At 70.3% G+C, this 16,718-nt stretch carries 14 protein-coding genes; 4 read left to right on the forward strand and 10 right to left on the reverse strand.

Annotated elements, in window-relative coordinates:
- Positions 1–15: 15 nt before the first annotated feature.
- Complete coding sequence (locus tag I8D64_RS13455) at positions 16–1,461, forward strand: N-acetylmuramoyl-L-alanine amidase (protein WP_200503310.1); 1,446 nt, start codon at positions 16–18, stop codon at positions 1,459–1,461.
- A gap of 94 nt (positions 1,462–1,555) precedes the next feature.
- Here the strand turns inward: I8D64_RS13455 and glpK are convergent, their stop codons facing one another.
- The 3 genes from glpK to I8D64_RS13470 all read right to left on the reverse strand — a co-directional run bounded on the left by glpK (position 1,556) and on the right by I8D64_RS13470 (position 5,732).
- On the reverse strand, positions 1,556–3,091 hold the full coding sequence (gene glpK / locus I8D64_RS13460) for a glycerol kinase GlpK (RefSeq protein WP_200503311.1): 1,536 nt from the start codon (positions 3,089–3,091) through the stop codon (positions 1,556–1,558).
- A gap of 67 nt (positions 3,092–3,158) precedes the next feature.
- Positions 3,159–3,881, reverse strand: a complete 723-nt coding sequence (locus I8D64_RS13465) for an aquaporin (RefSeq protein ID WP_200503395.1) — start codon at positions 3,879–3,881, stop codon at positions 3,159–3,161.
- A 114-nt stretch (positions 3,882–3,995) separates the two neighbouring features.
- The gene (locus I8D64_RS13470; RefSeq protein WP_200503312.1) at positions 3,996–5,732 is read right to left on the reverse strand and encodes an FAD-dependent oxidoreductase; all 1,737 of its coding nucleotides are present in this window, start codon (positions 5,730–5,732) and stop codon (positions 3,996–3,998) included.
- A 192-nt stretch (positions 5,733–5,924) separates the two neighbouring features.
- Here I8D64_RS13470 and I8D64_RS13475 point away from each other — a divergent pair, with 192 nt between their 5' ends.
- Positions 5,925–6,884: a sugar-binding transcriptional regulator gene (locus tag I8D64_RS13475; RefSeq protein WP_228359558.1), complete on the forward strand. Its 960-nt coding sequence runs from the start codon at positions 5,925–5,927 to the stop codon at positions 6,882–6,884.
- Positions 6,885–6,970: 86 nt separating this feature from the next.
- Here I8D64_RS13475 and I8D64_RS13480 read toward each other — a convergent pair whose 3' ends face one another.
- Both I8D64_RS13480 and I8D64_RS13485 read right to left on the reverse strand, forming a co-directional pair.
- Positions 6,971–7,441 carry an SRPBCC family protein gene (locus I8D64_RS13480; RefSeq protein ID WP_200503313.1) on the reverse strand — a complete coding sequence of 157 codons (471 nt, stop codon included), beginning with the start codon at positions 7,439–7,441 and terminating at the stop codon, positions 6,971–6,973.
- A 226-nt stretch (positions 7,442–7,667) separates the two neighbouring features.
- Positions 7,668–9,551, reverse strand: a complete 1,884-nt coding sequence (locus I8D64_RS13485) for a DUF222 domain-containing protein (protein ID WP_200503314.1) — start codon at positions 9,549–9,551, stop codon at positions 7,668–7,670.
- 679 nt (positions 9,552–10,230) lie between these two features.
- On the opposite strand from I8D64_RS13485, the gene I8D64_RS13490 reads away from it, so the two are divergent.
- Positions 10,231–11,583, forward strand: a complete 1,353-nt coding sequence (locus I8D64_RS13490; protein WP_200503315.1) for an MFS transporter — start codon at positions 10,231–10,233, stop codon at positions 11,581–11,583.
- A gap of 52 nt (positions 11,584–11,635) precedes the next feature.
- A complete protein-coding gene (locus I8D64_RS13495; RefSeq protein WP_200503316.1) occupies positions 11,636–12,580 on the forward strand; it encodes an SMP-30/gluconolactonase/LRE family protein in 945 nt (314 codons plus the stop codon).
- 31 nt (positions 12,581–12,611) lie between these two features.
- Here the strand turns inward: I8D64_RS13495 and I8D64_RS13500 are convergent, their stop codons facing one another.
- The 5 genes from I8D64_RS13500 to I8D64_RS13520 all read right to left on the reverse strand — a co-directional run bounded on the left by I8D64_RS13500 (position 12,612) and on the right by I8D64_RS13520 (position 16,697).
- Positions 12,612–13,511 carry an SDR family oxidoreductase gene (locus I8D64_RS13500; protein WP_343068584.1) on the reverse strand — a complete coding sequence of 300 codons (900 nt, stop codon included), beginning with the start codon at positions 13,509–13,511 and terminating at the stop codon, positions 12,612–12,614.
- A complete protein-coding gene (locus I8D64_RS13505; RefSeq protein WP_200503317.1) occupies positions 13,508–14,500 on the reverse strand; it encodes an ABC transporter substrate-binding protein in 993 nt (330 codons plus the stop codon). Before I8D64_RS13505 ends, I8D64_RS13500 begins: the two co-directional genes overlap by 4 nt.
- Before the next feature lie 63 nt (positions 14,501–14,563).
- A complete protein-coding gene (locus I8D64_RS13510; protein ID WP_200503318.1) occupies positions 14,564–15,229 on the reverse strand; it encodes an ABC transporter permease in 666 nt (221 codons plus the stop codon).
- Positions 15,226–15,876 (reverse strand): ABC transporter permease, encoded by a 651-nt coding sequence (locus I8D64_RS13515; RefSeq protein WP_200503319.1) that lies wholly within the window; start codon positions 15,874–15,876, stop codon positions 15,226–15,228. Before I8D64_RS13515 ends, I8D64_RS13510 begins: the two co-directional genes overlap by 4 nt.
- Positions 15,873–16,697: an ABC transporter ATP-binding protein gene (locus I8D64_RS13520; RefSeq protein WP_200503320.1), complete on the reverse strand. Its 825-nt coding sequence runs from the start codon at positions 16,695–16,697 to the stop codon at positions 15,873–15,875. The genes I8D64_RS13515 and I8D64_RS13520 overlap by 4 nt, the downstream gene beginning before the upstream one ends.
- Positions 16,698–16,718 lie beyond the last annotated feature (21 nt).

The raw sequence follows: 16,718 nt of genomic DNA on the forward strand, positions 1-16,718 counted from the left end.
ACGAAGGAGTCACGCATGTCATCCCCCTCCCCCATCGGCCGCCGGACCGCGCTCGCAGCGCTCACCGCGAGCGTGCTCGCCGTCCCCGTCGCCGCCGAGGCGGCGCCCGACGCCGACTCCCCCGACCACGAGAGGCTGCGCGGCCGCGGAGGCCGGCACGGACACGGTCATGGTCATGGTCGCGACCACGGCGGAGGCCACGGGACCCGGCCCGTCGCCGCCCTCTCCCCGCCCGACGGGCCCTTCACCCCGGACTGCCCGCGCGGCGTCTCCTGCGACGTGCGTCTTGCGGCCTACGAGTCCACGGGCGAGGACCCGCAGGACTACGCGAACTTTACGCTGGGCGGGCGCACCGCCCGGGACATCACGAGCATCGTCGTCCACGACACCGAGGAGACCTACGAGGGCACGGTCCGGATCTTCCAGGATCCCGCGAGCCAGACCTCGATCCACTACGTGATCAGAGAGGACGGCCACATCACGCAGATGGTGCGCGTCCAGGACATGGCCTGGCACGCCGGGAACTGGACCTTCAACCAGTCCTCGATCGGCATCGAGATCATCGGCTACGCGGAGAAGGCGGAGTCCTTCACCGCCGCCCAGTACGAGGCGACCGGGAAGCTCATCGCCCACCTGTGCCGCCGATACGACATCCCCCGCGACCGCGAGCACGTGGTCGCGCACGAGGACATCCCGGGGTCGTCGGCCGCGAGCCAGGCCGCGATGCACTGGGACCCCGGCGCCTACTTCGACTGGGCGGCGCTCCTGCAGGGCGCGGGGATCCGCGTGCCGCGGGCGACGACGGGTCGGCTGCGCGAGGTCGCGACCATCGCCCCCTCACTGCGCTCGAACACCCTCGCCCTCACGAGCTGCACCGAAGACGGCGGCGCCCTCCCCGCGCACGGCGCCTCCGCGGTGCCCGTGCGCACGGCGCCGCGCGATGACGCTCCCCTGCTCGTCGACCCGGCCCTCGCGGCCGACGACACCCCGAACGGCGGCAGCGACCGCATCTGCGACTGGGGCGCGCAGCTCGCGCACGGCCAGTCCTTCGCGATCGCGCAGCAGCAGCGTGACTGGGTGGGGCTGTGGATCGGCGGCGAGATCGGCTGGGTGCGCCGCACCGACGCGGGTGGTCGGGCCACGATCGCCCAGGGCCCGCGTCGGGCCCGGAGGGTGGCGCCCCGCGGCTCCGCCCCGGTTCGGCCGACGGGCTCCGCCTACCCGGCGCAGTCCGCCTTCGAGGAGGCGGGACTGGAGCCCTCGAGCACCGATCCCCTGCCCTACGAGCTCGCTCCCGGACAGTCGTACGTGGTCGAGGACGAGGTGCGCGGCAGCTACTACTGGGCGCCCGACGTCGACGGCACGGGCGGGATGTGGGTCCGCGACGACACCCGCTGGCTGCGCGTGAGCATCAACCACCGCTTCGGCTTCGTGCGGGAGAGCGAGGTCCGGGACGTGTGACCCGGATGCAGACGCGGGAAGGGCGGGGCACCGGATGCTCCGATGCCCCGCCCCGTCGACCTCTCGGCCCGTCGGCCGAACGACTGACCGATGCTCAGGCGGTCGCGGCCTCCACGTCCTCGTCGACCCAGTCGAAGGTCTTGGTGACGGCCTTCTTCCACAGCCGCAGCGAGCGCTCGCGGGTCTCGGGATCCATGTCGGGCTCCCAGCGCTTGCCCTCGGCCCAGTTGTCGATGACGTCCTGCTCGCCGTCCCAGTAGCCCACCGCGATGCCGGCGGCGTAGGCGGCGCCGAGCGCGGTGGTCTCGATGACCTCCGGGCGCACCACGGGCACGCCCAGGATGTCGGCCTGGAACTGCATGAGGGTCTCGTTCTGGACCATGCCGCCGTCGACCTTGAGCTCGGTGAGGTCCACGCCGGAGTCGGCGTTCATGGCCTCGAGCACCTCGGCCGACTGGAAGGCGGTGGCCTCCAGGGTCGCCCGCGCGATGTGGTTCTTGTTGATGTACCGCGTCATGCCGACGATCGCGCCGCGGGCGTCGGAGCGCCAGTACGGGGCGAACAGCCCGGAGAAGGCGGGGACGACGTAGCAGCCGCCGTTGTCGTCGACCTTCTTGGCGAGGTCCTCGATCTCCGGGGCGCTCTTGATGAGGCCCAGGTTGTCGCGCACCCACTGCACGAGGGAGCCGGTGACGGCGATCGAGCCCTCGAGCGCGTAGACCGGCTTGCTGTCGCCGATCTTGTAGGCGACGGTGGTGAGCAGCCCGTTCTCGCTGCGCACCAGCTCCTCGCCCGTGTTGATGAGCATGAAGTTGCCGGTGCCGTAGGTGTTCTTGGCCTGGCCCACCTCGAAGCACGCCTGCCCGAAGGTCGCGGCCTGCTGATCGCCGAGGATGCCGGCGATCGGGGTGTCGATGAGCAGGTCGTTCTTGCGGCCGTACCCGTAGACCTCGGAGGAGGACTTGATCTCGGGGAGCATGGACAGCGGGATGCCCATGTCCTTCGCGATGTCCTCGTTCCAGTCGAGGGTGTCGATGTTCATGAGCATCGTGCGGGAGGCGTTGGTGACGTCGGTGACGTGCACGCCGCCGTTCTGGCCGCCGGTGAGGTTCCACAGGACCCACGAGTCGGTGTTGCCGAAGATCAGGTCCCCGGCCTCGGCCTTCTCGCGCGCGCCCTCGACGTTGTCGAGGATCCACTTGACCTTGGGGCCGGAGAAGTAGGTCGCGAGCGGGAGGCCCACGCGCTCCTTGTACTTGTCGGCGCCCTCGTCGCCCGCGAGCTCGTTGCAGATCTTCTGCGTACGGGTGTCCTGCCAGACGATCGCGTTGTAGACGGGCTCGCCGGTGTTCTTGTCCCAGACCACCGCGGTCTCGCGCTGGTTGGTGATGCCCACGGCGGCGAGCTGGTGGCGGTTGATCTCCGCCTGCTGGAGCGCATCGGCGACGACCGCGCGGGTGTTGCGCCAGATCTCCACCGGATCGTGCTCGACCCACCCGGACTTCGGGAAGATCTGCTCGTGCTCCTTCTGGCCGGTGGCCACGATCTGGCCGCCGTGATCGAAGACGATCGCGCGGGTCGAGGTGGTGCCCTGGTCGATCGCCAGGATGAACTTCTTCTCGTCAGTCACGGAAACTCCTTCAGTCCCTTGCTGCGGTGATGGTGTCGGTGAAGCGGGTGCTCGTGGGGAGCCGGTCTCAGAATCCCATCAGGACGACGAGGCCGGCGATGATCGCGCCGATCACGGGGCCGACGATCGGCACCCAGGCGTAGCTCCAGTCGGAGCCGCCCTTGCCCTTGATGGGCACGAGCGCGTGGGCGATGCGGGGCCCGAGGTCGCGCGCGGGGTTGATGGCGTATCCCGTCGGCCCGCCGAGGGAGGCGCCGATGGCGACGACCAGGAGGGCGACGGCGAGCGGGCCGAGCTGGCTGGGCGTGTTGCCGAAGTTCAGGATGATGAACACGAGCACGAAGGTCGCGATGATCTCGGTGAGCACGTTCCAGCCGTAGCTGCGGATACCGGGGGCCGTCGAGAACGTCCCCAGCACGGTGGCCTGGTCCTCGGTCTGGTCGTAGTGGTTGCGATAGGCGAGCCAGACGAACACGGCGCCCAGGAAGGCTCCGATCATCTCCGCCGCGAAGTAGGCGAGCGTGGTGCCCACCGTGATCGGGATGCCGGGCGCGTACTCGCCGGCGCCCGAGACCAGCAGGCCGATGGTGACGGCGGGGTTCAGGTGCGCGCCGGTCTTGTACGCGGCGTAGACGCCGACGAACACGCCGAGGCCCCAGCCCCAGTGGATCATCAGCGGGCCGCCGCCGTGGCCGCCCGTCTTCGCCAGGGTGTGGTTCGCGACGACGCCGCAGCCCAGCAGCGTCAGCATCGCGGTGCCCATGATCTCGTAGATCATGATCGTGCCGATGGTTCCCATGGGTTCTCCTCGTCGAGTGGGATGCCGCAGCGGTGCGGCCAGATGGAAGGGTCCCGCGCGCGGCCATCGGGACCGCGCGCGGGGTGGTCGGTCAGCGACCGGGTGTCAGCTGCGGGGCACCTCCTGGGCGGAGGCGACGGCTGCGGCCGCCTCGGCGTCGGAGTGGGTGGCCTCGCCGGCCAGGCGGGCATCGACGAAGGCCCGGTAGGCGCCGACCTCGGCGTCGCGGGTCGCGCGGTCCCAGCCGAGCTCGCCGGCCATGATGTCGGCGATCTCCTCGGAGGCCGCGGCGCCGCGGTCGCGCACCTCGTAGTCGAGGCGGGTGCGGCGCAGCATGAGGTCGGCCAGGTGCAGGGCGCCCTCGGCGCGGACGGCGTAGAGCACCTCGGCGCGCAGGTAGCGCGGCGCATCCTTCAGCGGCTCGCCGAGCGAGGAGTCCTCGTCGATGAGGGCGAGCACGTCGCGCAGCAGGGTGCCGTAGCGCATGAGCAGGCGATCGGTGCGCAGCTCGTCGAAGCCGTGCTTCGTCGCGATCGCGTCCTTCTCGCGGCGGATGCCCTCGAAGCCCTGGGCGCCGATCAGCGGGACGACGGTCGTCATCGAGGGGCGACCGGGGAACACGTCCTTGATCGCGAAGTCGACGACGTCCTCGGCCATCACGCGGTAGGTCGTGTACTTGCCACCGGCGATCGCGGTGAGGCCGGGCTCGACCTCCATCACGGTGTGCTCGCGGGAGACCTTCGTGGAGGCGCCGCCGGCGTCCTTGACGGGCTGCAGCAGGGGGCGCAGTCCGGCGTAGGTGCCGATCACGTCGTCGCGGGTGAGGTCGTGATCGAGCACGGCGTTGGCGTGCTCGATGATGTAGTCGATGTCGTCGGAGGTCGCCGCGACGTGCGCGGGGTCCTCCTTCCACGGGGTGTCGGTGGTGCCGATGACCCAGTACTCGTCCCACGGGATGATGAACAGGACGGACTTCTCGGTCTGGGTGATAATCCCGGTGTCCGGGACGGCGGGGATGCGGTCGCGGGCCACGGTGATGTGGACGCCCTTCGAGGCGAGCACCTCGAGGCCGGTCGTCGCGCCCGCGACGTGCTGCTGGTCGCCGGTCCACACGCCCGCGGCGAGGATGGTCTCGCGCGCATGGGCGTCGAACTCCTCGCCCGTCTCCTCGTCGCGCAGACGGGCGCCGACCACGCGATCCCCCTCGTGCAGGTAGGAGACGACCCGCGTGTACGTCGCGGCGCTCGCCCCGTACTCGAGCGCCGAGCGGACGAGCATCATCACGAAGCGCGCGTCGTCCTCCTGCGCGTCGTAGTACTCGAGCGCGCCGACGATCTTCTCGCCGTCGAGCGCGGGGAAGACGTTCATCATCCGGCGGTGGCTGAGGTGGCGGTGGAAGGGCACGGCGCGCTTGCGGCCGATCGACTGCATCGCGTCGTAGAGCATGACGCCGGAGCCGATGAAGGCGCGCTCGACCACGCGCTTGAAGAACGGGAAGACGAAGCTGATGGGCTTGACCAGGTGCGGCGCCGTGCGGGTGAGCAGAAGATCGCGCTCGCGCAGGGCCTCGGCGACGAGCTTGAAGTCGAGCATCTGCAGGTAGCGCAGGCCGCCGTGCATGAGCTTCGAGGACCGAGAGGAGGTGCCGCTGGCCCAGTCGTGGGCCTCGACGACGGCGACGTCCAGGCCGCGAGTCGCGGCGTCGAAGGCGGCGCCTGCGCCGTTCACGCCTCCGCCCACGACGAGCACGTCCAGGGGGTTCTCGGCCGTGGCGGCCCGGAGTCGATCAAGGCTCTCGGTGCGGCTCGCGGCGTTCAGGGTGGTGGCGTTCTGCGACGGCACGTGCGCTCCTTCGTCAGCTGTGCGTCATCGGATGACGACGTCTGGGACGTCGGCCGACGGGGCGGGAGCTGGGCGAGCGCTCCAGGAGGAAGGGCATGCCGCCGCACGGGCTCCGCTGGCCGATATGTCTCCATCTTCGGGACGATGTGCGCCGCGAGCAACCGGAGTGCACGGATGTGCAAGACTGCCGGGGTGAGAGCGGATGCACGGCGCGCGGCGGCCTTCGAGGCTGCACGGATGTACTACCAGCAGACGCAGACCATGGAGGCGATCGCCTCGCACCTGGGCGTCTCCCGCTCGACGGTCTCGCGTCTGCTCGCGACCGCGCGCGACGAGGGGATCGTGCGGGTGAGCCTGCACGCGCCGGGCGCGCGGCGGGCCGGGGACCTGCAGGAGGAGATCGCCCAGTCGTACGGGGTCGCGGTGCACGTGGTGCCGTCCGTCCCGGAGTCGACGGAGCGCGAACGGCTCGACGCGGTGGCGGCAGAGGGCGCGGCGCTCGTGCAGTCGCTCCAGCAGCCGGATTCGGTGATGGGCATGGCCTGGGGGACGACGGTCGCGGCGCTCGTCGAGGCGGCCGAGGCGAAGCCGGTGCCGGGGCTCGCGATCGTGCAGCTGAACGGCGCGATCAACCCGCAGGGCTCGGGGCTGGGGTATGTGTCAACCGTGCTCGCGCAGGCGGCGTCGTCCTGGGGAGCGACGGTGCACCTGTTCCCGGTGCCGGCGTTCTTCGACTACCCGGACACCCGCGATGCGCTGTGGCGGGAGCGGTCGGTGCGCCAGGTCCTCGCACTGCAGTCACGCTGCCGCCTGGCGGTGTTCGGCGTCGGCGCGTTCGACGCCGAGGTCCCCAGCCACGTGTACACCTCGGGGTACCTGTCGGCACGGGACGTGCACGATCTGCGGTCCGACGGTGTGGTCGGGGACGTCTGCACGACGTTCCTGCGGGCCGACGGCAGCTGGGACGACGTCCCCCTGAACGCACGAGGATCCGGACCGACCCCTGCGGATCTGGCCCGGATCCCCCGTCGCGTGCTGGTCGCCGCGGGCCCGCGCAAGGCGGCGCCGCTCAGGGCGGCCCTGCTCGCGGGCTGCGCGACCGATGTGGTGGTCGACGAGGTGACGGCGAACCGGCTCGTGCATCTGGGATGAGCCGGAGCCGGCGCGTCGGGCCCGGACCTCGTCGACCGCAGTGATCAGTGCTCCGCGATCAGGGTTCCGCGATCAGCGCTCGTCGATCAGCTCCCGGAGACGGCGCCCGCGAGGTCGGCGAGGGACTGCTCGATCTGCTCCTCGGAGACGAGCGGGAAGATCTTCAGCAGGTCCTTGTCGGTGACGTCGGTCCAGGAGTAGGTGAGGGTGACGAGGGTGGAGTCGGATCCCTGGGACTCGAGGGTGTAGAGCCACTCCCAGCCCTTCGGGTCGTCCTTGGCGTCCTCGTTGGCGGGCTTCCAGCCGATCATCTTGCCGTCGTCGAAGGCGGTGACGTGGTTGTACATCTTGTACTCGCCACCCATGTGCTCGCCCTCCATGTTCATGACGAACTGCTCGCCGACCTTCGTGATGCGCTCGGTGTCCTCTGCGCTGCGCACGAAGCCGGAACCGTCGAACTCGTGGTGCCGGGCAGGAAGGGAGAGCAGGTCGAAGATGTCCCCGGCGGGGGCGTCGATGGTGCGGCTGACGGAGATGCTGGTCTCGTTCGTGGTCATGTCCCCCACCGTGCCACCATCACCTGGAGATGTCACGGGCTGGCGCCGACCTGGCGAACGTTGGTCGCGCGTGGCGCGCACGCTGGGGACGGCACGGAGCGAACTGCGGCGTCGCTGTTTTCAGGCGTGCCTGTAGAGGGGCACGGTGGTGTGCCCCTCTACGGGTGGGGGTGCTGCTGGCGGGGCTCCGACCTCAGGCTCTGCGATGGCGGGTCGGGCTTTCGGGTCAGAAGGGTGGTGGTCCGGGGTCGAACTTGGGTGGTGGGTTCTGTTGCTTGGGTGGTTTTCGGGCGGTGGCGCTGATGGGGATGTCGCCGTCGTAGTGGAACGTCGGGAGCGGTTGGTACCGATGCCGCACGGGTTTCTCGACGGGGACTTCTTCGAGGTCGGGGGCGCCGGCTTGGTCCATGTCCACGCGGGGCCACGGGTCAGGTGGCCCGGGCCGGACCGGCCAGGGCGAGTCGAGAACTGACGGCTCGGGCGAACCAGTCACCCAGCCGCTGGGGGTTTCGCTGTCGTGCTCGCCCGTGCCCCGCTGCTCGTAGTCGTCCTGCCTGCGCTCTATCGAGTCCCAGACGGTGTCGAGTTGGGCGACGGCTTGTGGGGTGAGGAGGTCGGTGTCGTCCTCGCGGAACACGCGGAAGCGTTCTTGCATCTCCCACACCGTGCCCGCGGTCCCCGCCGGGGACTCGTCCGCCTCCACACGGATCGGGTCGAGCTTGCCGGCGGTCTTCATCGCGTGGTGGAACCAGCACAGGAAATGCAGGTTCTCCACCGCCGTCCGACCACCACAGACGGGATCGGCATGGTTGTACTCCACGATGTGATCCGCTTCCGAGGCGACCGACGCGGTGCGTTCGCAGCCCGGGACACCACAGGACTGGCCACGCAAGCGGAGGTGTTCGAGCATCGCCCCGGTCGGCCGGTACTTCTCCGCCGGCCGCGGCAGAAACTCACCACTCGACGGGTCCGTGAGGACCCGGAACCACTCCTCGCTCTTCCCGGCGATCTCACGGGCCATCTGCGCCGGAATCGGCGTCCCGTCCTCCAGGACACCCGGGGCATCATTGCCGCCGACCAGAGTGAGGAAGGGGACGAGGACGTTCAACCGGAACCGGGCCTCCGGGACGGTGATGCCACCGGTGTCGAGCTGCGCGGCATGGGCGAGGTGATACCGGATCAGGTTCAACGACAGGGGCATGCCCTCGTTCTCCACCCGACGATCCGGATCCAGGGGGATCTCCGTGCCCTCGATCAGGGCGTGGCGCTGGGCGTTCTGGATCGCCCGCGCGGCCTGATCGAACCGCCCAGCCAATGCTTTGATCTCCGGCGCCGGACCGATGATCCGCAGGGACGCGACCCCATCGAGGGTTCCAGGGTCCAGGACCATGCGACGGCGAGTGGCGGAGATTTCTTCGGGTTCTTTCGGATGCCGCTGCTGAATCTTCGTCACCAGCAGTTCGAGGCATTTCGTGAATACTCTCGGCATGATCGCCAAACACCACGACGCGACCGTGACATCCACCAGCACCATCTCCGCCGGCGTGAAATACGCGGTCCGCCGCAACAGGGTGCGGAACCATTCCGCCGGGAATTCACCTGCTTCCAGGGCCTGGGTGCAGCGCGGGAGGAGGTCCACGGCCCGGTGGGCGTCGGTGATGGCTTTGGCGGCCTGCCCGCGGGTGCAGCGCATCGCCACAGCGACCATGAGGTCCTGCTGCTCGACCTCGAACGGGTCGGCGTCCATGTCCTCACGCCCCGCCCAGAACGGCGCCAGCGCCACGAAGCGGCGGGAGAGCTCATAGGACTCGTCGACCCCTTCGTCCCAGAGAGCACGGACCCGCGCGGTCAGCTCCGCATCCGGGCGGGCCGTCACCCTGCGCGCCACCACCTCCCGGCACACCGCCTTCTTGGGTTCCTTCACGATGAACAGAGGCTTCACACCCTCCGGGGGCGCGGCCACGAACCGGGGCGAGTGGACATGCATGTCCTCCCGCTGCCGCTCGGTCATCTTCTCCAGGTCATCCAGGACCGAGAACGTCGACTCGATCACCGGCTGCCCGGGCAGGTCCAAACGCCCCTGCGACTCCGGCTGCTCCACCGCACTCACACCACCCACCCCCTTCCCTGGCATTCCACGACTCCGCGCGATAGTGCACGACGTAAGGACTCTGAATCGATAGACGAGAACAATGAATCCGACGACTTCGCCCGTGAACCCGCGATCTCTCATGCTCGATCGATATGTCCGATTCTATCCCGTCTTGCCACCGAAAACTAGACCTCAATCGAGAATGTGGATAAACCCGCGAACATTCCCCGCCTCCTCTGTGCCCACCCACCTCTCAGTGGATAACCCCGTGGACAACACCCCTTTGTGGAGGAACCACTCCGCCCACAGAGGAACCACCGAGCGCGAAGACGAACCGATGCGCGAACCCCCGCCCGCAGATTCACCGACTTCCCGCGACACGACACAGCGAGGCCCACCCCACCCGCCAGGCCACGGGCCCCTCAGCGCGCCGAGAAGCGGCCGATCCTATAGCTCCGCACACCGCCCACCCCCAAGCCTGCCTCGGAGCACGCTCGCACCGCCACCTGCAGTCCCCACCGTTCACCACCCACTCCTCGACTCCCCGCCGCACCACGACCCACCCGAGCCCACCGCCACACCACACACCACCCCCGCAAGACACCCCTTGACTCCCTATAGGATCCACACCACACTTGCGACCGAACCATGGCAGGGACGCCGCGACGACGCGGCCCTGAGGTGCGAAGGAGCGCTCATGACTGCCTCTCACGGTCCGACCGAAGCCGCCGACGCGGAAGCAGCCGGGATCAACCCCGGCACCCATCGTCTGGTGCCGCGTGCGCCGGCGATCTCGTGGTGGATGCTGCTGCTCACCACGGTCGCCATCCTCATGACCTCGGTCGATCATCAGATCCTTCCCGCGGTGCTGCCGGAGGTCTCGCAGGAGTTCGGACTCTCGCCGGAGCAGGCCGGGCTCATCAACTCGGTGTACTTCGCGGGGCTCGTGGCCGGCGGCATCGTGTTCGGCTACCTCTCGGACCGGATCGGCTCCGGATACCGGCGGACGTGGACCTGGAACATCGCGATGCTCCTCGCGATCATCGGCGGCGCGCTCACCTTCGGCCTCGCCGGGAGCTTCCTCGCCTTCCTGCTGCTTCGCATCCCGATGGGCATCAGTCGCGGCGGATCGGAGCCCGTGAACGTCGCGATCGTCGCGGAGTGGTGGCCCAAGGAGCACCGCGGATTCGCCGTGGGCGTGCACCACACCGGCTTCCCCATCGGGCAGTTCCTCGCGGGTGCGCTCATCGCGATCGTGCTGGGCTCCGGGAACTGGGCGACGGCGTTCCTGGTGATCCCGCTGCTCGGGATCCCGATCATCATCGGCCAGGCGTTCCTGGGCAGGCGGCGGAACCAGGCCACGCTCTACCGGAAGATCGAGGAGAGGGGGCAGACTCCCCCGCTGCCCGAGCTCACCGACCGCAGCGCGGCCGGCCTCTGGGGCCCGGTGCGCGAGGCGCTGCGCCACGCGAACGTGCGCTGGGCCGTGGTGCTGTGCTTCCTGTTCCTGTGGGGCGAGGCCGGGGTCGTCACGTTCCTGACCACGCAGTTCAAGGGGATCGGGATGGAGACCTCGCAGGCGATCCTGGTCTCCGGTGCCTCGGGGCTGACGGGCTGGATCGGCCAGGTCGTGTGGGGCACCCTCTCGGACCGTCTGGGCAGGAAGTTCTCGATCGCCTTCCTGATCCTGGGGTGGACGGGGACGCTGCTCGCGATGATCCTCATCCACGACGTGGTGACCGCGTGGATCATCCTGCTGGCCTGGGGGCTGTTCCGCAATGCGCCGTTCCCCGTGGTCTATGCGCTGCTGGTCGACTCAGTGCCGCGGGCCGCCGGCACCGCGCTGGGGATCATGATCGGCGTGGCCCTGGGCGTCTCCGGGATCTTCGCCTCGGCGGTGTCCGGTGTGGTCATCACGCATCTCGGCTTCACCTGGCACTACGTCATCCTGGCGGCGATCTGCCTGCTCGGGTTCATCCCGCTGGCCCGGATCACCGAGACCGTGCGGGTCGCGCGCCGGGACATGCCCGATGCGCCCCGCGACGCGTGAGTCCACCACGAACCCTCGAACCCCCGCCCCGATCCCCAGAAGGAGACCACCCATGACCGCCCCAGATCTCTTCGATCCCGATGCCCGCCTCGAGAAGGTCGCCGACGGCTTCACGTGGACCGAGGGTCCCGCGTGGATCGCCGCCCGCGGCGTGCTGCGCTTCAGCGACATCCCCGGGAACCAGGTGCTCGAGTTCAGCGAGGCCGACGGCGTGACGCGGCAGGTCACGGCTGCGGCCGAGTTCACGAACGGCCGGACCGTCGGCCCCGACGGGGCGATCGTCGAATGCTCGCACGGCCGCCGCGCGGTGCAGATCGACCGCACGGGCGCGTCCGCCGATCCGTCGGCCACCCCCTACGCCCCCGAGGTCCTCGTCGACCGCTTCGGCCGGGCGCGGCTGAACTCCCCGAACGACGTGGTCGTGAAGTCCGACGGCACGATCTGGTTCACCGACCCCTCCTACGGGATCAAGCGGCCGGTCGAGGGGCATGCGGGCGAGGAGGAGTACGGGGACAGGTACGTCTTCCGCTTCGATCCGGCCGACGGGTCGCTCGCGCCGGTCGTCATCGACGTCGAGGCGCCCAACGGCATCGCCTTCTCGCCCGACGAGTCGATCCTGTACGTCTCGGACTCGTCGATCGACCCGCCCGACCGCGACCACCCGGACCCCGAACGTCCCGGCGGGCACGCGATCCACGCCTACGACGTGCTCGGCGGGCGGCACGCGAAGAACGGACGGACGTTCGTCGAGGTCGGCCCCGGTCTTCCCGACGGGTTCCGTGTGGACGAGGACGGCAACGTGTGGTCGTCCTCGGCGACGGGCATCCAGGTCTTCTCACCGGACGGCGCGCGCCTCGGCGAGATCGCCGTGCCGGAGAAGGTCGCGAACTGCTGCTTCGGCGGGGCCGACGGCCGCACCCTGTACATCTGCGGCTCGACGAGCCTGTACCGGATCCGCACGCGCGCCAGGGATGCCCACGCGCTGGCGCACGGCTGACCCGCGGCCGGCACCGGCATCGGGCCCGTCGTCAGGCCCTGCCGAGCACGTCCTCCAGGCGGAGCTGCGGCCTGCCGAGCACCTGCTGCACGTCCCCGCTCACCGGGGAGAGGACGCCCGAGGCGATCGCCGTGTAGGTGCTGATCCAGGCGTCGACCTGCCAGTCCGGGGCCCCGTAGGGGGCGCGGGAGGCGCGTGCCTCGTCCATCGTCTCGTCGACGTACTCGAACCTCTCGCCCGTCGCCGCGGTCAGGCGCTCGGCGGACTCTCCCAGCGTGAGAGCCTCACCGCCGGTGATCTCGAGGACGGTGTCCGCCCACGCCTGAGGATCGGCGAGCACACGGGCGGCGACCTGGGCGACGTCCTCGCGGGCCACGAACGTGCACCGGCCCTCCCCTGCCGGCCCGCGCAGCGTGCGGTCCTCCCCTGCCCAGGGCAGCAGGACGTCGAGATAGAAGTCGTCCCGCAGGAACGTCCACGTCAGCCCCGAGCGGCCGGCGGCCTCCCGGATCGCGTCCTCGGTGGCGCCGTGGTCCCGGGCGAGCGTGAACTCGGCGTCGGCCGAGGCGCCCGTGAACGAGGTGTAGACGAGATGGCGCACGCCCGCGTCGGTCGCCGCGGCGATCGCCGTGCGGTGCTGCGCGACGCGGTCGTCGGACTCGCCGGCGGAGACCAGCAGCAGGGTGTCGAGGCCCGCGAACGCCGCCCGGCAGGCGTCGGCGTCGTCGAAGGAGGCGACGGCCGCCTCTGCTCCCGGCACGTGCGGGGCCCGCGCCGGATCGCGCACGATGAGCCGCAGGTCCCCGGCGCGGCCCTGCGCGGCGAGGAGCTCCGCGACGCGTCGTCCGATGTGGCCGCTCGCCCCGGTGATGCCGATCCTGCGGGTGGCGACGCCGCCGGCTTCGTCGACGCCGGATGCCGGGGCGATCACTTCGCGATCCCCTTGTCCTTGAGCCAGGCCTTCGCGATGGTCGCGGAATCGGCCTTCTCGTCGACGCTGCGCGTGTTCAGGGCGATGAGTTCGTCGGTGCTGAGCGCATCGGTGACCTTCTTGATCGCGGCGGCGCCGGCGTCGTCCACCTTGGACGAGACGATCGGGACCACGTTCTCCGGCAGCACCATGACCTTCGGGTCCTCGAGCGGGACCAGGTCGTTCTTCACGATCGCCGGATCGGAGGTGTAGAGGTCCGCGACCTGCACCTTGCCATCCATGAGGGACTTCAGGGTGAGAGGGCCGCCGGAGTCGGAGACGGGCACCACGGTGATGTCCACGCCGTAGTCGCTCTTGGCGCCCTTGGGGCCGTAGGGGCGCTCCTCGAACTCGGGGTTCGCCGCGATCTTCAGGTCACTGATGCCCGCGAGGTCGCCGATCTCCTGGAGGGAGTTCTGCGAGGCGAAGTCCTTGGTGACCGTGTAGGAGTCCTGGTCGGTGGCCTCTGCGTAGGGCAGGGCGCGCAGGCCGTCGTCGAGCGCCTTCTCGAGGCCCTTCGCGAGGTCGTCGGCCGTGCCCTTCGCGGCGGACTCGTCGAGGTACTGCAGCAGGTTCCCGAGGTACTCGGGGATCACGTCGATCGTGCCCTTCTGCAGCTCGGGCACGTAGACCTCGCGCTGGCCGATCTGGAACTGCCGCTTCACGGTCGCGCCCGAGCCCTCGAGGGCCTGGGCGAAGAGCTCGGCGATGATCTCGTTCGAGTAGTACTGCTGCGAGCCGACGACGATCTCGCCGCTGCCGCTCCCGCCGCCGTCGGACCCGCCCGAGCCGGAGCCCGAGTCGCTCTTCAGCGGGTCGTCGTTCGAGCAGGCGGCGGCGCCGAGGGCGACGATCCCCGTGCCCGCGAGGGCGGCGAGGCTGCGTCGGCCGACGACGGGGCCGGTCGTGGTGATCGGGCTGCGGGCGGGGAGGCGGCGGCGATGGGTCATGGAGACTCCTCGGTGGATGGGACGGAGGTCGGGGAGATGCGGGGAGGTGCGGGGGGGCGGTGCTCAGCCCCGGGCGGCGCCGCGCGGCGCGAGGAGGCGTTCGAGGACGCGCAGCGCCACGTCGAGGACGAGTGCGAGGGCGACCACCAGGATGGACCCCGCGAGCATCTGCGGATAGTCCTGCAGCTGGAGGCCCAGGAAGATGAAGCGGCCGAGCCCGCCGTTGCCGATGTACGAGGCGAGCATGACGGTGGCGACGACCTGCACGATCGCGAGGCGGAAGCCCGAGATCAGCAGCGGCAGCCCGAGCGGCACCTCGACGCGGGAGAGGATCTGCCATTCGGTCATGCCCTGGGCGCGGGCGGCGTCGACGGTGCGCGGGTCGACGGACTCGACCGCGGAGTAGGCGCCCGCGAGCAGGGACGGGATCGCGAGGACCACGAACGCGAGGATCGGCGCCTTCAGCCCGATGCCGAGCCACAGCCCGAACAGGGTGATCAGGCCCAGCGTGGGCAGGGCGCGGGCGGCGCCGCTGAGCGCGACGACGAGACCGCGGCCGCGGCCCGTGTGGCCCACGAGGAGCCCGATCGGCACCGCGATGACGGCGGCGACGACCACGCCGAGCGCCGTGTACCAGAGGTGCTCGAGCAGGCGGGTGGGGATGCCGTCGGTCCCCGACCAGCGGGTGGGGTCGGCGAGCCACGAGAAGGCCTCGAGGAGCTGGCTCATCGGACCCCCTCCCCGCGCACGCGGGACCAGGGCAGCGCGAGGCGGCCCCCGAGCATGATCAGCAGGTCCAGGGCGATCGCGAGGGCCGCGGTGAGCACGATGCCGGCGAGGATCTCCGCGGTGATGCTGCGCTGGAACCCGTCGATGAACAGCATGCCCAGGCTGGGCACGCCGAGCACGCCGCCCACGGTGACCAGGGAGACCGTGCTCACCGCGACCACGCGCAGCCCCGCGACCAGGGCCGGACCGGCGAGCGGCAGCTCGACCCGGAGGAACCGGGCCAGCGGCGCATAGCCCTGGGCGGTGGCCGACTGCAGGGTGTCGCGGCTGACCGCGCGCAGGGCCTCGGAGGCGCTGGGCACCATGAGCGCGAGGCCGTAGATCGTGAGGGCGACGATGATGTTGACCGTGGAGCGGATGCCTGTGCCCAGGATGATCGGCAGCACGATGAACAGCGGCAGCGAGGGCACCGCGTAGAGCAGCCCGGCGCCGGCGGTGAGCCCGCCGCGCAGCCAGCCGCGGGCGTTGGCGAGCTTCGCGATCGGGATCGCGAGCACGAAGGCCAGCACGATCGGCGGGATCGACTGCCCCAGGTGGGCGAGCAGGCGCTCGGCCAGCAGCGGGAGGTTCGCGAGCACCCAGCTCACGAGCGGGATCCCTCGCGCAGGACCCCGACGGGGCGGTCGCCCGCGTCGAGGACGACCTGCTGGCCGCTGACCTCGTCCACGTGCAGGGCGCGCTTGCCGACGCCGCTCCCCACGAACGACTCGACGAAGTCGTCGGCCGGATCGGCGAGGATCTCCGCCGGGGTCCCCTGCTGGGCGATCTCGCCGCCGGGGCGCAGGATCACCACCTGCTCGCCGATGAGGAAGGCCTCGTCGATGTCGTGGGTGACGAAGAGGATGGTCTTGCCGAGCTCGCTCTGCAGGCGCAGCAGCTCCTTCTGCAGCTCGGCCCGCACGATGGGGTCGACGGCGCCGAAGGGCTCGTCCATGAGCAGGATGTTCGGGTCCGAGGCGAGTGCCCGGGCGACGCCCACGCGCTGCTGCTGCCCGCCCGAGAGCTGCGAGGGATAGCGGTCGCCGAGCCGATGGTCGAGGCCCACCATCTCCAGCAGGGCGAGCGCCCGCGAGCGGGACCGCCGACGGGAGACGCCCTCGAGGAGGGGGACGGTCGCGACGTTCTCGGCGACCGTGCGGTGCGGGAGCAGCCCGGAGGCCTGCATGACGTAGCCGATGCTGCGGCGCAGCTTCACGGGGTCCACGCCCGCGACGTCCTCGTCGTCGATGAGGACGCGGCCCGAGGTCGGGTCGACCATGCGGTTCACCATCCGCATGAGCGTGGTCTTGCCGGAGCCGCTGGTCCCCACGAGCACCACGCTCGCGTGGGAGTCGATGGTGAGGGAGAAGTCCTCCACTGCGGTCGTGCCGCCGGGATATGTCTTCCCGACGTGGTCGAATCGGATCACGGCCGCCTCCCAGCGCGGGGG

It is taken from the genome of Brachybacterium halotolerans, assembly GCF_016623465.1.
Taxonomy (GTDB): Bacteria; Actinomycetota; Actinomycetes; order Actinomycetales; family Dermabacteraceae; genus Brachybacterium; species Brachybacterium halotolerans.

Excerpts from the sequence above, each read along its gene's own strand:
- I8D64_RS13510 (WP_200503318.1), bottom strand. The coding sequence starts at position 15,229 with ATGAGCCAGCTCCTCGAGGCCTTCTCGTGGCTCGCCGACCCCACCCGC.
- I8D64_RS13495 (WP_200503316.1), top strand. The coding sequence starts at position 11,636 with ATGACCGCCCCAGATCTCTTCGATCCCGATGCCCGCCTCGAGAAGGTC.
- I8D64_RS13490 (WP_200503315.1), top strand. The coding sequence starts at position 10,231 with ATGACTGCCTCTCACGGTCCGACCGAAGCCGCCGACGCGGAAGCAGCC.
- I8D64_RS13480 (WP_200503313.1), bottom strand. The coding sequence starts at position 7,441 with ATGACCACGAACGAGACCAGCATCTCCGTCAGCCGCACCATCGACGCC.
- I8D64_RS13505 (WP_200503317.1), bottom strand. The coding sequence starts at position 14,500 with ATGACCCATCGCCGCCGCCTCCCCGCCCGCAGCCCGATCACCACGACC.
- I8D64_RS13455 (WP_200503310.1), top strand. The coding sequence starts at position 16 with ATGTCATCCCCCTCCCCCATCGGCCGCCGGACCGCGCTCGCAGCGCTC.